Genomic DNA, 13868 nt, shown 5'->3' with positions numbered 1-13868 from the left:
CTATTCTCAAGGACCACCGATGGACCGCCTCGCCGCCATGGAAACCTTCGTCTACGTCGTGGAAACCGGCTCGTTTTCTGCCGCTGCCCGGCGACTGGATATCGGCCAGCCCGCCGTGTCGAAAACCATCGCCCAACTCGAAACCCGCCTCGGCGTACGCCTGCTGTTGCGTTCGACCCGAGGCCTGACGCCGACCGAGGCCGGCCTGGCATTTTTCGAGCGGGCCAGGCGTGCACTCGAAGAAGCCGACGAGGCCGACAACGCTGCCCGAGGCGTGGCCGGCGGCCTGAGCGGAAATCTGCGGGTCAGCACGGCCGTGACCTTCGGCCGGATGCATGTGGTGCCGCACCTGGGGCCGTTCCTCGATCAACACCCGCAACTCAATGTCGACCTGTTGCTCGACGACCAGAACATCAACCTCGTGGAAGAAGGCATCGACGTCGCCCTGCGCCTGGGGCCGCTCAGCGACTCCGGCCTGACCGTGCGCAAGATCGCCGAATGCCGGCGCGTCATCGTTGGCACTCCAGCCTACTTCGCCAGTCACGGTGAACCTGCCTGCCCTGCCGATCTGAGCCGACACCGCGCCGTCATCTACAACCGTGGCGGAGGCGCCACCTGGCATTTCACCAAGGCCGATGAAGAACAGTCGGTGACCGTCAACGGCCGTCTGCGCGTCAGCGCTGCCGAAGGTTTGCGCGAGGCGGTGCTGGCCCATCAGGGGCTGGGGATGGGCTCGGAGTGGATGGTTGCACCAGAACTGGCCAGTGGCGCAGTGAAGGCTGTCATGAGCGATTGGGTTTTGCCGAAGCAGGAGCTGTGGGCGGTGTTTCCGACGGGCAGGATGGCCAGCGCCAAGGCGCGGGTGTTTGTTGAGTATGTGCAGGGAATGTTGATGAAAAAGCCGTAAAGCAGTACTCGTTTCGTTTATTGCGATTTTCGCTTATTTCGAATAACGTTCCCGGCATTACTCATTCCCAAAGCCGGACTCGCCATGTCGACCGTTATTCATCCCTCCATCAGCCTCCCCGTAGAACGTGAAGTCAAAGCCGCCATTGAAGGGCAGCGTGCCCTGGCTGCTTACCTTGCGACCCATTTCGAGACCCAACACATCCAGATTTTCGACGAGCAGAATGAAGCTCATCGCGTCGAACTGCCTACCTCGGCCCTGCGCCTGCTGATCGACATTCTGGCGGAGCTGGCAGCCGGCAACGCGGTCCAGGTCGTGCCGGTGCATGCTGAATTGACGACTCAGGAAGCCGCCGACCTGCTCAACGTCTCACGCCCACACCTCATAAAACTGCTGGAAAGCGGCGAGTTGTCCTACCACAAAACAGGCAAGCACCGACGTGTGCGCTTTGCCGATCTGATGGACTATAAGAACCGGCGCACCACCGCCAGCGAGCAGGCAATGGCGCTTCTCGCAGAGCAAGCTCAGGCGTTAAGGACAGGATACGAGTGAGGCGTTCCTCTTTCACTGCTGCCTCGCCAATGAAAAGCCGATGCGTGCGTCTTGTACCCCGCCCCCTTGAGAGATTTTCTGATGTGGCTTGCGCTCTCAGGACGATTTCGGGCGAGATGGACCCTGGATAGCAAAACGGCGATCCCAAGATCGCCGTTTTTCATTACTCCCCGAACTGTTTGCCCAACCCCGCCGGCACACCGTGGATGTTGGTGTCCTCCCACGGTCCGTTCGGGCTGATCGAGCGGCTCCAGCCGTTGTTCCAGCGGTAGTAGGTGCGCTGGCGGTAGAAGGTGTTGGGCTGGTCATCCAGTACGTATACGCCCAGTTTCTGATCCCAGTGACTGTTGCCGCCCGGTGGCGGGGCGAAGCTCGCCGAAGTGCGCGGGGCGGGTTTCGAGGGTTTGGCCGGGATGCCCGGTTTGCCCGGCGTCGGACTGGTCGACGGGGTCGGGCTCGGCTGTGACGGCGGGATCGGCGGCAGCCGTGTCGTCGGCTCCGGCCGTTGCACCGCACATGCGCTCAAGCCCAGGGCCAGTGTGAGGACTGTGATTCGGGCGATGGCGTTCATGGCGGTGCGTTCCTGTGGGTTCCGGCTATTTGTCCGGGCTGTCGATGGTCAGTTTTTGTGGCGCGGTGGTGCTGCTGGCCAGAGGCCCGCTGCGGCCTACCCACTCACCGGCGGTCGGCTGACCGGCACGGGAGACGCGCGCAACCAGTTGGACTTCAGGAAAGTTCGACAGTTTCAACTGCGGCATCATTGCATCGGCATCGCCCAGCTCGACGGTTACCGGCAGGTCGGCAACGGTCAGACGCTTGGCGGCCAGCGGCGCTGGAGGGCCGGAAACGGCGCGGGCGAAGATGAACACGCTGTCGCCCGGTTGCACCTTGCCCTTGAGCTCGCTGGCCAGATCGACGCTGACCTTGAGCAGCGCGGTTTTCGCCACCGGCGCCTGAGCCACCTTGCCGCCGCTGGCTTCAAGTTTCTCGGTCGCTCGCGCGATACCGCCCTGCAGGGCTTCGCGGGATTTGTCATTCGCCGGCAGTTGCTCCAGCAGGCGATTCCAGTAGTCGATGGCTTGCTGATAGCGCTCACCTTCGAACGCGGCGATACCGAGCAGGCCGAGGCTGGTGACTTCTTTCGGATCAGCCTTCAGCGCCTCGTCAGTCAACGCCTGGATCTTGTCCGACCACTTCTTGCCATCGGCGAAGTACTGCGCCTGCGCCCACTGGCCGAGCAACTCCGGTTGACGACCGGCCAGGTTGGCGGCGCGCTCGAACATTTTCGCCGCATCCGCCGGACGATCCTGAGCCATGTAGGTGCGACCGAGGAAATACAGGCCTTCGGCGGAATCCGGTTGCGCGGCCACGGCGCGCTCCAGCCGCCGGGTCATCTCTTCCATCGACTGTGGTGCCTGGGCGAACTCGCGGGTCAGTTCGACTTTGTCAGCGGCACCAAAATGCAGGTACAGACCGAGCCCCAGCACCGGCACCAGCACGGCCGCCAGCAACGGCAACGGCTTGCCCAGTTTCGAAACCCGGGTCGGCGCCACACCTTCGGTGTCGGCCAGCAACTCACGAGCTGCTTCGGCGCGGCCGCTGTCCATTTGCGCGGCATCGAGCACGCCTTCAGCCTGCTGCGATTGCAGTTCGGCGACACGTTCCTGAAACAGGGCGACGTTCAGGGCAGTCCGATCCTCTTCACGCTGGGCGCGACGTTCACGCAAAACAGGAATCAGCAGAAAACTCAGGGCGACCAGAAGCAACAGCCCTGCGGCAAGCCAGAAATCAATCATTCTTGGTTTTTATCCAACAGTTGGTCGAGGCGCTGACGCTCTTCAGGGGACAGCGATTGCGGAGTCTCGGCGCGTTGCCCGCGACGGCGGCGGACGATCACGGCGATGACGACAAAACCGCCGAGCAACAATCCGGCGGGGCCAAACCACAGCAGCGCGGTCTTGGCATTCAGCGCCGGTTTGTAGCGGACGAAATCACCGTAGCGGTCGACCATGAAGTCGATGATCTGCTGATTGTCCTTGCCCTCGCCGAGCATGCGGAAAATCTCTTTGCGCAGGTCGGCGGCAATCGGCGCGTTGGAGTCGGCGATGTCCTGGTTCTGGCACTTGGGGCAGCGCAGTTCCTTGGTCAGCTCGCGGAAACGCTCGCGATCGCCCTCTTTGGCGAACTCATAGGTGTCGATGGCGGCGTGGGCCACACCAGCCAGACTCAGCCCCAGTACCACGGCAGCAATAAAACGCTTCATGGCTTGGCCTCATCGACCAGCGCCTGATACTTGGCCGCCAGTTTTTCGCGCCAGACCTGCTCGTCGATCACCCCGACGTACTTGTCGCGGATGATGCCCTTGGCGTCGATGAAGAAGGTTTCCGGCGCGCCGTAGACACCGAGGTTCAGGCCCAGGGAGCCTTCGTCATCGCGGATATCCAGTTGATACGGATTGTGGAATTCGGCCAGCCACTTCAACGCATCGGCGTTGGTGTCCTTGTAGTTGATGCCGTAGATCACCACGCCGCGCTCGGCGAGTTTGTTCAGCACCGGATGCTCGACCCGACAGGAAATGCACCAGGTACCCCAGACGTTGACCAGCGCCGGTTTTCCGAGGATGTCGGCCTTGGTCAGGGTCTTGTCGCCCTGCACAGCCGGCAGGGAAAACTCCGGGAACGGTTTGCCGATCATCGCCGAGGGCAGTTCCGCCGGATCAAGATACAGACCGCGATAAAGAAATACCGCCACCAGCAGGAAAATCGCCAGCGGCACCAGCATCAACCAACGTCTCATGCAGCGGCTCCTTCCATGCCCAGCGCTTCACGCACTTTGGCTTTGACCTTGACCCGATAACGCCGATCCAGCGCCGCCAGCAGACCACCGAAACCGGTCAGCAGACCGCCGAACCAGATCCAGCGCACGAACGGTTTGACGTGCACCCGCACCGCCCAGGCGCCATCGCCCAACGGTTCGCCCAAGGCGACGTAGAGGTCGCGGGTGAAACCGGCGTCGATTCCGGCTTCGGTCATCATCGAACTCTGCACGGTGTACAGGCGTTTTTCCGGGTGCAGCACGCTGACTTCGCGGCCATCGCGGATCACCCGGATGGTGCCTTTGTCAGAGGTAAAGTTCGGGCCTTCGAAGTGTTTGGCACCTTCGAACACGAACTGATAACCGGCCAGTTCCATCGACTCGCCCGGCGCCAGACGCAGGTCGCGCTCGGCACTGTTCTGACTCGACAACACCACGCCCAGCGCGCACACGGCGATGCCGATGTGGGCCAGTTGCATGCCCCAGTAGCTGCGGGTCAGGGTCGGCAGGCCTTTGATCAGGCCTTTGTGGCGCGTCTTGTCGAAGATGTCGCGCACACCGGCCAGCAACACCCATGCCGCCAGCAGGAAGCTCGCGATCACCGCCCAGTTGAAATCGCCGTAGGCGACACCGGCAACGACTGCCAGGGCGACGCTGCCCAGCAGCACCGGGGTCAGCATGTTGGCCAGCCATTTCACCGGCGTATCTTTCCAACGCACGATCACACCGACCGCCATCACCACCATCAGCAGCGCCATCAACGGAATGAACAGCGCGTTGAAGTACGGCGGGCCAACCGACAACTTGGCGCCACTGATGGCATCCAGAATCAGCGGGTACAGGGTGCCGAGCAGAATCATCGACGCCGCCACCACCAGCACCAGGTTGTTGCCCAGCAGCAGGGTTTCCCGCGACCACAGGTTGAAACCGACCTGGCTCTTGACCACCGGCGCGCGCAAGGCAAACAGCGTCAGCGAACCGCCGACCACAAACAGCAGGAAGATCAGGATGAACACGCCGCGCTCAGGATCCGAGGCGAACGCGTGCACCGAGGTCAGCACGCCGGAACGTACCAGGAACGTCCCGAGCAGGCTCAGGGAGAACGCGGCAATCGCCAGCAACACCGTCCAGCTCTTGAATACGCCACGTTTTTCCGTGACTGCCAGGGAGTGGATCAGCGCCGTGCCCACCAGCCATGGCATGAACGAGGCGTTTTCCACCGGGTCCCAGAACCACCAGCCGCCCCAGCCGAGTTCGTAGTAAGCCCACCACGAACCCAGGGTGATGCCGATGCCGAGGAAAGCCCAGGCAACGATGGTCCACGGACGCGACCAGCGTGCCCACGCCGCATCAAGACGACCGCCGAGCAATGCGGCGATGGCGAAAGCAAACGCCACCGAGAAACCGACGTAGCCCATGTAGAGCATCGGCGGATGCACGATCAGACCGATGTCCTGCAGCAACGGGTTGAGGTCACGACCGTCGGCCGGGATCTGCGGCAGGATCCGCGAGAACGGGTTCGAAGTCAGGATCAGGAACAGCAGGAAACCGGTGCTGATCATGCCCATCACCGCCAGAACGCGAGCAAGCATGACTTGCGGCAACTGCCGGGAGAACACCGAAACCGCGAAGGTCCAGCCACCGAGGATCAACGCCCACAGCAGCAACGAACCTTCGTGGGCGCCCCACACGGCGCTGAATTTGTAGTACCACGGCAGCGCGCTGTTGGAGTTCATCGCGACGTAGGCCACGGAGAAATCGTCGGTCATGAAGGCATAGGTCAGAACGCCGAAGGCGAACAGCAGGAACGCGAACTGCCCCCAGGCCGCTGGCTGGGCGAGGCCCATCCACAGACGGTCGCCGCGCCAGGCACCGAGCAACGGCACCACGGCCTGCACCAGCGCGAAACACAGCGCCAGGATCATCGCCAGATGGCCGAGCTCGGGAATGAAAATGGTGGATGTCATCGATCAACCCTCCTTCGCAGGGGTTGGCGCGGATTGACCGCTGTCCTTCAGGGCCTTGGTCACTTCCGGCGGCATGTATTTTTCGTCGTGCTTGGCCAGCACTTCATCGGCGACCACGACGCCATCGGCGTTGAGCTTGCCCAGTGCGACGATGCCCTGCCCTTCGCGGAACAGGTCCGGCAGGATGCCGCGATAGGTGATGGTCACGGACTTGTTGAAGTCAGTGACCACGAATTTCACGTCCAGGGAGTCCGGGGAACGTTGCAGCGAACCTTTCTCGACCATGCCGCCGGCGCGAATGCGGGTGTCCTGCGGCGCTTCGCCGTTGGCGATCTGGGTCGGGGTGTAAAACAGATTGATGTTCTGCTGCAGGGCGCTCAGGGCCAGGCCGACGGCAGCGCCGACCCCGACCAGAATCGCCAGAATGATGATCAAGCGTTTTTTGCGCAGCGGATTCACTTGCCGTTCTCCCGGCGCAGACGACGCGCCTCTTGTTGCAGGTAACGCTTGCGGGCCGCGATCGGCGCCGCCACGTTGAGGATCAGGACCGCCAGACAGATGCCGTAGGCCGACCAGACATACAGGCCGTGATGGCCCATGGCGAGGAAGTCGCCGAATGACGCGAAACTCATCGAGCGGCCTCCAGGCTGTTCTGCACTTCTTCTTTCACCCAACTGGCACGGGCTTCGCGCTTGAGCACTTCAAGGCGCATGCGCAGCAACAGTACGGCGCCGAAGAAACAGTAGAAACCCAGCACCGTCAGCAACAGCGGCAGCCACATTTCGGCGGGCATCGCCGGTTTTTCGGTCAGGGTGAAGGTCGCGCCCTGGTGCAGGGTGTTCCACCACTCCACCGAGTATTTGATGATCGGGATGTTGATCACGCCGACGATGGCCAGCACCGCGCAGGCCTTGGCGGCGCTGTCGCGGTTGCTGATGGCGTTGCCCAGGGCGATCACGCCGAAGTACAGGAACAGCAGAATCAGCATCGAGGTCAGCCGCGCGTCCCAGACCCACCACGAACCCCAGGTCGGCTTGCCCCAGATCGCCCCGGTGACCAGCGCCACGGCGGTCATCCAGGCACCGATCGGCGCGGCGCATTGCAGGGCGACGTCGGCCAGTTTCATCTTCCACACCAGCCCGACCACACCGCACACCGCCAGCATCACGTAGATCGACTGGGCGAGCATCGCGGCGGGAACGTGGATGTAGATGATGCGAAAGCTGTTGCCTTGCTGATAGTCCGGCGGCGCGAAGGCCAGGCCCCAGACGACGCCGACAGCGATCAGCAGCAACGCTGCAATGCTCAGCCACGGCAGGAACTTGCTGCTGATGCCGTAGAACCACTTGGGCGAGCCGAGCTTGTGAAACCAGGTCCAGTTCATACTGTTTCCATCACGGGTGCCGCTCATCGGTGTGAGCAGTCTCAGGGTCTTTGCTGGTTAAATTTTAACCAGACCTCATTATTCGCCGACGCTGATCTTCAGGCCAGCAGCTATTGCAAAAGGTGTCAGGGTTATCGCCAGGGCGGTCAGGCTGCCAAGCCACAACAGATAACCCGTTGCCGGCATGCCCTGCAGCGCCGCCTGCAAGGCGCCACTGCCGAGGATCAACACCGGGATGTACAACGGCAGAATCAGCAGCGCCAGCAACAGGCCACCGCGTTTCAGACCGACCGTCAGCGCCGCGCCCACCGCGCCGAGCAAGCTCAGCACCGGCGTTCCCAGCAGCAACGAAAGCAGCAATACCGGCAGACACGCAGCCGGCAACCCGAGCATCAACGCCAGTAACGGCGAGAGCAAAACCAGTGCCAGCCCGGAAAAAAGCCAGTGTGCCAGCACCTTGGCCAACACCAGAAGTGGCAGGGGGTGCGGCGAAAGGACCCACTGTTCAAGGGATCCGTCTTCGAAATCACTGCGGAAAAGCCCGTCCAGCGAGAGCAGGACCGACAAAAGCGCCGCCACCCAGACTAACCCCGGGGACAAGTTTTGCAATACTTGAGTTTCCGGTCCGACGGCCAGCGGGAACAATGCGATGACGATGGCGAAGAAAATCAGCGGATTGGCCAGCTCCGCCGGGCGGCGGAACAGCAGTCGGGATTCACGGGCAACCAGCAGGCCGAACACACTCATACTGCCCACTTCCCCAGATCGATGTCGCGATAACCGGCCGGCATCTGGCTCAGCGTGTGGTGCGTGGTCAACACCACCAAGCCGCCCTGCTCGCAGTGATTGGCCAGGTGTTCTTCGAGCTGCGCCACGCCTTGCTTGTCCAGCGCGGTGAACGGCTCATCGAGGATCCACAGCGGCGGGCTGTCCAGATACAAGCGCGCCAGCGCCACGCGGCGCTGCTGACCGGCGGACAGGCTGTGGCAGGGAACATCCTCGAAACCGCGCAATCCAACCGCCGCCAGTGCCTGCCAGATCGCGTCGCGTCCGGCAGGTTGATGCAGGGCGCAGAGCCAGGCGAGGTTTTCTTCCGGGGTCAGCAGGTCCTTGATCCCGGCGGCATGACCGATCCACAGCAGGTTGCGCGCCAGTTCGCTGCGTTGCTCGGCCAGGGGTTGACCGTTGAGCAGTACTTGACCGTCGGTCGGCTGCATCAGGCCGGCCAGCAGGCGCAAGAGACTGGTCTTGCCGCTGCCGTTGGGACCGCTGATCTGCACCATATCGCCAGTGGCCAGTCTCAATTCGAGATTCTCGAAGAGCAGTCTGAGATCACGCTCACAGGCGAGGCCGACGGTTTGCAGGACAGGGCTGGTCAAGGGTTCACGGGCCTTATACGGTTCAAGTCGGCTCTGGGGCGGCCGTTAAAGAGTTGCAGCATAAATGCAATGACGGCTCAATCCAGAGAGCTGGGTCAAACAATTGCTATGTTTTTTTGAACGAACGGAAGGACGGGCGGCATTATACATGGCGTCCCCTGCTCTCCCGAGTGCATTTTCCTCAGGTTGTGTCCGCGTATGACAGGCGAAATGAACATCCTCCCGCTCCCGCCCACCACCCCGGCGACCGCTCGTCCGCAGGTGGGTGAGCTGCTCAAGTTGCTGACGCCGATGGACGGGCTGATTGCCGCCGGTCAGAGCGCCAAGGCCGAGGTGTTGTCGCTGAAACCGGCGGACCAGGCCTTTCAGGTATTGCTCAAGGTCACCCTCGACGGCGGCCGCCAGACCACCGTGCAGGCGACCAGTCCCCTGCCGCTGCCGCAAGGCACCAATCTGGCGGTCACCCAGCCGTCAGCGGGCAATCTGGCGGTTACCGTACAACAGGCCATCGCCACGGCTGTCGCCACCCTCACCCGCATCGACACCGCGCAATTGCCGGTCGGTACGCTGCTGCAAGGCAAGGTGCTGACCAATCAGGCCTTGCCGCAGGTGCCAGGGCAGCCGACGGTGTTCCGCTCGACGGTCAGCCTGCTCAACACCGTGTTGAGCGGCAGCACCCTGAGCCTCGACAGCCCGCAGCCGTTGCGCATCGGCACGCTGCTGTCGGCGCTGGTACAGGATTCCCAGACCCTGAAATTCCTGCCGTTGAGCAGTCGTCAGGAACAACTGGCGGTCAGTCAGCAACTGGTCAGCCAGCAGAGCCGCCAGGGTTCGCTGGATGGTTTGTTGAAAATGCTCCAGAGCCTGCCACCCGCCGACGATCAGACCTCCAGTGATCTGCGCGCCGCCGTGGACCGGCTGCTGGCCAACCTGCCGGACGTCGGGCAACTGACCACACCCAAAGGCCTGGCCCAGGCGCTGCTCAACAGCGGCGCGTTTCTCGAAGCCAAATTGCTCGCCGGGCAAAACCCGACGCTGACCCCGGACATGAAAGGCGATCTGCTCAAGCTGATCGCGCAACTCACCCCCGGCCTGCCCGGCAATACCAATCTGAATGCGATCATCGCCGCCAACACCCTGGCCCAGGCGATGCCGAGCTTCGTGCGCAATGCCCTTGGCATGCTCGGCCAGGTCAGCGCCAAACCGGTGCCGGGCGGTTTCCCGCTACCGGACCGGTTGCTGCAAAGCCTGGAAGGCGAAGGCGATCTGGAACACTTGCTGCGCCTGGCCGCCGCCGCGGTCTCGCGCCTGCAAAGCCATCAACTGTCGAGCCTGGAACAGACCGGCGTGACCGACGACGGGCGCCTGCTCAGCACCTGGCAACTGGAAATCCCGATGCGCAACATGCAGGACATCGTGCCGTTGCAGGTCAAGTTCCAGCGCGAAGAAGCGCCACAAGAAGAAAAACAGAACGAACGCCGTGACAGCGAGCGCGAAACCAAACAACAGCTGTGGCGCGTCGATCTGGCCTTCGACATGGAACCGCTGGGGCCGATGCAGGTTCAGGCGCAACTGATCAACGGCAGCCTGTCGAGCCAGCTATGGGCCGAACGGCCATACACTGCCGACCTGATCGAAACCAATCTGGCCGCACTGCGCCAGCGCCTGCTGGATCGCGGGCTCAACGTCGGCGATCTCGACTGCCACCTCGGCACCCCGCCGCAAGGCATCCAAACCCGTCTCGAACACCGCTGGGTCGACGAAACCGCATGAACGATTCCACTGCTCCACGCCAGGCCATCGCCCTCAAGTACGACGGCAGCCACGCCCCGACCCTCACCGCCAAGGGCGACGATGAACTGGCCGAGGAAATCCTGCGCATCGCCCGCGACTGTGAAGTGCCGATCTACGAGAACGCCGAACTGGTGAAGTTGCTGGCGCGAATGGAACTGGGCGACAGCATCCCGCAGGAGCTATACCTGACGATTGCCGAGATCATCGCGTTTGCCTGGAACCTCAAGGGCAAGTTCCCGCAAGGACACGACCCGGATGCGCCGATGGTCGAGAAGGACATCACCGATCGCGGCGACGATTACTGAAGGCAAAAAAAATCGCAGTCATCGACTGCGATTTTTTTGTTCCGCTCGAAACTCTCAACTGCTTCTGTGCAGCTTGCGCATCAACTCCGCCTCAGCCTGGGTCAACCCGCAGGACTGAGTCAGCTCATCGACACTCGCGCCCATCCCCACCAGTTTCGCCGCCTGGGCGAATGACAGGCTGGACGGGTCGCGCTGTTCGAGCTGGGTGATTTTGTCCGGGATCGGACTGACGACCGCGCGCAGCTCGTGCAGGGCTTCGCCCATGCGCACGTTGCCGTTCTGGTAATCGTCGACACGCTTGGCCAGGTCCTTGATGCGCTGGTCACGCAGCGCATCGCCCTGGGCCTGTTGCGCAGCGATCACGCGCTGCGCCTTGATGTACGCCAGAAACATCGCCAGCGTGCCTGCCCAGAACAGGAACAGGACAATGACCGCTACCTCGAGAATCAATCAGATATTCTCCAGTTCCGACCATTCTTCTTCGCTCATCATCTTGTCCAGCTCGACCAGGATGAGCAACTCGTTGTTCTTGTTGCACACGCCCTGGATGAACTTGGCCGACTCTTCGTTACCGACGTTCGGTGCGGTCTCGATCTCCGACTGACGCAGGTAAACCACTTCAGCCACGCTGTCGACCATGATGCCGACCACTTGCTTGTCGGCTTCGATGATGACGATACGGGTGTTGTCGCTGATCTCGCCGCTCATCAGGCCGAAGCGCTGACGGGTGTCGATCACGGTCACCACGTTGCCGCGCAGGTTGATGATGCCCAGCACGTAGCTTGGAGCACCCGGAACCGGAGCGATCTCGGTGTAGCGCAGGACTTCCTGAACGCGCATCACGTTGATGCCGTAGGTTTCGTTGTCCAGCTTGAAGGTCACCCATTGCAGGATCGGATCTTCGGAACCCTTTGCCGCAGTAGCCTTGTCGTTCATACCCTAGCCCCTCGAAAAACCGCGCCTGGCGGTGTGTGTTCTGTGCGCCGCCATGCGTATGCCGGTGCTGTCTGTTATGTAAGTTTTATGTCGGTTTGTGGTTCGGCTTACTGCCGGACATGTGCTTTGCCCCACCGCTGGCGATCAGCTCGGCCAGTGCGGAGACATCGAGCAAGGCGCACATGTGTTCAATCACCGTGCCCGCGAGCCATGGCCGCTGACCCCGTTGACTTCTCCATTTGATTTCATTCGGGTCCAGGCGCAACGAGCGGCTGACCTGATGCACCGCCAGCCCCCACTCGTAACCTTGTACCGAAATCACGTATTGCAGGCCCTGACGGAAGTCATCGCGATAGCGATCCGGCATGACCCAGCGCGCGGTGTCCAGCACCTTCAGGTTGCCGGCCTGGCTTGGCAGGATGCCGAGAAACCATTCCGGCTGACCGAACAGCGGCGTCAGCTCATGGCCGGCCAGCGAATAGATCGAGCCCAGGCACACCAGCGGCACGGCCAGGGTCAACCCGGCCACATCGAACAACAGGCATTCGAAGGCTTCCGACGCCCAGGCCGGGCGGCCGTCGGTTTCCACCGGTGGCGGCGTATTGCTCGGTGGCAGATGCACTTCCACCAGTGGCGCAACCAGAGTCGGCTCGACCGGGGCTGGTGCAGGCGTTTCAGGTTCGGGCGCTGGCGCCGCCGGAACCGGCGGCGTTTGCAGAAGTTGGGTTTGCAGCAGCGGTGCCAGCGTCGAGACCACGCGCACCGGCTCAGGCTCTTTGATCAACGTTGCAGGTGCCTTCGCTACCACAGCCGCCGGCGCTGCAACCGGGGCGACCGGTCGCGCGGCTTGTTGCGCATCGCGGGCCTGTTCTTCAAGCACGGCGGCCTGGAATTCATCGAGTACGGCGGTGTTCTCGACCACCTCGACCGGCGCCTCGACGGCCTGCGGGATCTCTTCCGTCACCTCCTGCAGCAAGCCGTCCAGATAGGACTGCAGCGCCAGTTGCGGCTTCGATGTCAGCTTGATCGGCCGATTCATGCTCAGGCCACCTGCGGAACGAGTTGCTGCGCCAGCAGATGCTTGAGCAGCGCGCGGTAAGCCAGCACGCCACGGCTCTTGCCGTCGAATTGCGAAGGCGTGACACCAGCACGGCTGGCGTCGCGCAGACGGGTATCGACCGGGATATAACCCTGCCAGATCTCCTCGGGGAATTTGTCGCGCAGCACGCGCAAGGTACCCATCGACGCCTGGGTGCGGCGGTCGAACAGGGTCGGCACGATGCTGAACGGCAGCGCCTGTTTGCGCGAACGGTTGATCATCGCCAGGGTGTTGACCATCCGCTCCAGGCCTTTGACGGCCAGGTGTTCGGTCTGCACCGGGATCACCAGTTGCTGACTGGCGGCCAGGGCGTTGACCATCAGCACGCCGAGCAACGGCGGGCTGTCGATGATTGCGTAATCGAAGTCCTGCCACAGCTGCGCCAGACTCTTGGCGATCACCAGACCCAGGCCACTCTGCCCCGGCGACTGACGCTCGAGGGTGGCCAGCGCGGTGCTGGACGGCAACAGGGAAATGCGTTCATCGCTGGTGGACAGCAGCAACTGGCCCGGCAGGCCCTGCGGCACACTGCCCTTGTGCAGAAACAGGTCGTAGTTGCTGTGTTCCAGGCTGTCGGGGTCGTAACCGAAATAGCTGGTCATCGAGCCGTGCGGGTCGAGATCGACCACGACCACGCGTTTGCCCGCCTCGGCCAGCAAACCGGCTAAAGCGATGGAAGAAGTGGTTTTACCAACACCACCCTTTTGATTGGCGACTGCCCAGACTCTCAT

18 protein-coding genes and 1 pseudogene are annotated in these 13868 nt (G+C 62.4%); 5 read left to right on the top strand and 14 right to left on the bottom strand.

Annotated elements, in window-relative coordinates; genetic code table 11:
• Positions 1–19 precede the first annotated feature (19 nt).
• The 3 genes and pseudogenes from DLD99_RS08680 to DLD99_RS08670 form a co-directional block, all read left to right on the top strand.
• Entirely contained in the window at positions 20–907 is an 888-nt protein-coding gene (locus DLD99_RS08680; RefSeq protein WP_114881917.1) for a LysR family transcriptional regulator, read from the top strand.
• Between the two features lie 84 nt (positions 908–991).
• The gene (locus DLD99_RS08675) at positions 992–1459 is read left to right on the top strand and encodes a helix-turn-helix domain-containing protein (protein WP_108560308.1); all 468 of its coding nucleotides are present in this window, start codon (positions 992–994) and stop codon (positions 1457–1459) included.
• A 51-nt stretch (positions 1460–1510) separates the two neighbouring features.
• Positions 1511–1582 (top strand): annotated as a pseudogene (locus tag DLD99_RS08670) (PIN domain-containing protein); the annotation flags it as partial.
• Positions 1583–1622: 40 nt separating this feature from the next.
• On the opposite strand, the gene DLD99_RS08665 reads toward DLD99_RS08670, so the two are convergent.
• From DLD99_RS08665 to ccmA, 10 genes are all read right to left on the bottom strand, one after another.
• The gene (locus DLD99_RS08665; RefSeq protein ID WP_085710507.1) at positions 1623–2030 is read right to left on the bottom strand and encodes a hypothetical protein; all 408 of its coding nucleotides are present in this window, start codon (positions 2028–2030) and stop codon (positions 1623–1625) included.
• A 25-nt stretch (positions 2031–2055) separates the two neighbouring features.
• On the bottom strand, positions 2056–3255 hold the full coding sequence (ccmI, locus tag DLD99_RS08660) for a c-type cytochrome biogenesis protein CcmI (RefSeq protein ID WP_114881916.1): 1200 nt from the start codon (positions 3253–3255) through the stop codon (positions 2056–2058).
• On the bottom strand, positions 3252–3722 hold the full coding sequence (locus DLD99_RS08655) for a cytochrome c-type biogenesis protein (RefSeq protein WP_114881915.1): 471 nt from the start codon (positions 3720–3722) through the stop codon (positions 3252–3254). The genes ccmI and DLD99_RS08655 overlap by 4 nt, the downstream gene beginning before the upstream one ends.
• Positions 3719–4255 (bottom strand): DsbE family thiol:disulfide interchange protein, encoded by a 537-nt coding sequence (locus tag DLD99_RS08650; RefSeq protein ID WP_011333088.1) that lies wholly within the window; start codon positions 4253–4255, stop codon positions 3719–3721. Before DLD99_RS08650 ends, DLD99_RS08655 begins: the two co-directional genes overlap by 4 nt.
• On the bottom strand, positions 4252–6240 hold the full coding sequence (locus DLD99_RS08645) for a heme lyase CcmF/NrfE family subunit (RefSeq protein ID WP_114881914.1): 1989 nt from the start codon (positions 6238–6240) through the stop codon (positions 4252–4254). Before DLD99_RS08645 ends, DLD99_RS08650 begins: the two co-directional genes overlap by 4 nt.
• 3 nt (positions 6241–6243) lie before the next feature.
• Positions 6244–6699 carry a cytochrome c maturation protein CcmE gene (gene ccmE / locus DLD99_RS08640; protein ID WP_085699419.1) on the bottom strand — a complete coding sequence of 152 codons (456 nt, stop codon included), beginning with the start codon at positions 6697–6699 and terminating at the stop codon, positions 6244–6246.
• Positions 6696–6872 (bottom strand): heme exporter protein CcmD, encoded by a 177-nt coding sequence (gene ccmD / locus DLD99_RS08635; RefSeq protein ID WP_011333085.1) that lies wholly within the window; start codon positions 6870–6872, stop codon positions 6696–6698. The genes ccmE and ccmD overlap by 4 nt, the downstream gene beginning before the upstream one ends.
• Entirely contained in the window at positions 6869–7624 is a 756-nt protein-coding gene (locus DLD99_RS08630; RefSeq protein WP_085733725.1) for a heme ABC transporter permease, read from the bottom strand. The genes ccmD and DLD99_RS08630 overlap by 4 nt, the downstream gene beginning before the upstream one ends.
• A 78-nt stretch (positions 7625–7702) precedes the next feature.
• Positions 7703–8371: a heme exporter protein CcmB gene (ccmB, locus tag DLD99_RS08625; RefSeq protein ID WP_085710502.1), complete on the bottom strand. Its 669-nt coding sequence runs from the start codon at positions 8369–8371 to the stop codon at positions 7703–7705.
• Positions 8368–9003, bottom strand: coding sequence for a cytochrome c biogenesis heme-transporting ATPase CcmA (ccmA, locus tag DLD99_RS08620; protein WP_114881913.1), 636 nt, complete (start codon positions 9001–9003; stop codon positions 8368–8370). The genes ccmB and ccmA overlap by 4 nt, the downstream gene beginning before the upstream one ends.
• Before the next feature lie 198 nt (positions 9004–9201).
• Between ccmA and fliK the strand changes: the two genes are divergently transcribed.
• Positions 9202–10776 (top strand): flagellar hook-length control protein FliK, encoded by a 1575-nt coding sequence (fliK, locus tag DLD99_RS08615; protein WP_114881912.1) that lies wholly within the window; start codon positions 9202–9204, stop codon positions 10774–10776.
• On the top strand, positions 10773–11102 hold the full coding sequence (locus DLD99_RS08610; protein ID WP_085710498.1) for an EscU/YscU/HrcU family type III secretion system export apparatus switch protein: 330 nt from the start codon (positions 10773–10775) through the stop codon (positions 11100–11102). Before fliK ends, DLD99_RS08610 begins: the two co-directional genes overlap by 4 nt.
• Before the next feature lie 54 nt (positions 11103–11156).
• Here the strand turns inward: DLD99_RS08610 and DLD99_RS08605 are convergent, their stop codons facing one another.
• From DLD99_RS08605 to DLD99_RS08590, 4 genes are all read right to left on the bottom strand, one after another.
• Positions 11157–11552 carry a DUF2802 domain-containing protein gene (locus tag DLD99_RS08605; RefSeq protein ID WP_085710496.1) on the bottom strand — a complete coding sequence of 132 codons (396 nt, stop codon included), beginning with the start codon at positions 11550–11552 and terminating at the stop codon, positions 11157–11159.
• Positions 11553–12038, bottom strand: coding sequence for a chemotaxis protein CheW (locus tag DLD99_RS08600; protein WP_007959223.1), 486 nt, complete (start codon positions 12036–12038; stop codon positions 11553–11555).
• Positions 12039–12123: 85 nt separating this feature from the next.
• Positions 12124–13077 carry a CheW domain-containing protein gene (locus DLD99_RS08595; protein WP_114881911.1) on the bottom strand — a complete coding sequence of 318 codons (954 nt, stop codon included), beginning with the start codon at positions 13075–13077 and terminating at the stop codon, positions 12124–12126.
• A 2-nt stretch (positions 13078–13079) separates the two neighbouring features.
• Positions 13080–13868 (bottom strand): ParA family protein, encoded by a 789-nt coding sequence (locus DLD99_RS08590; protein WP_085710493.1) that lies wholly within the window; start codon positions 13866–13868, stop codon positions 13080–13082.

Origin of the sequence: Pseudomonas kribbensis, assembly GCF_003352185.1 — a bacterium.
In the GTDB taxonomy this organism is placed as follows: domain Bacteria; phylum Pseudomonadota; class Gammaproteobacteria; order Pseudomonadales; family Pseudomonadaceae; genus Aquipseudomonas; species Aquipseudomonas kribbensis.
The sequence above is the reverse complement of the archived record's forward strand: the minus strand, read 5'-3'. Positions and strand labels throughout refer to the sequence as shown.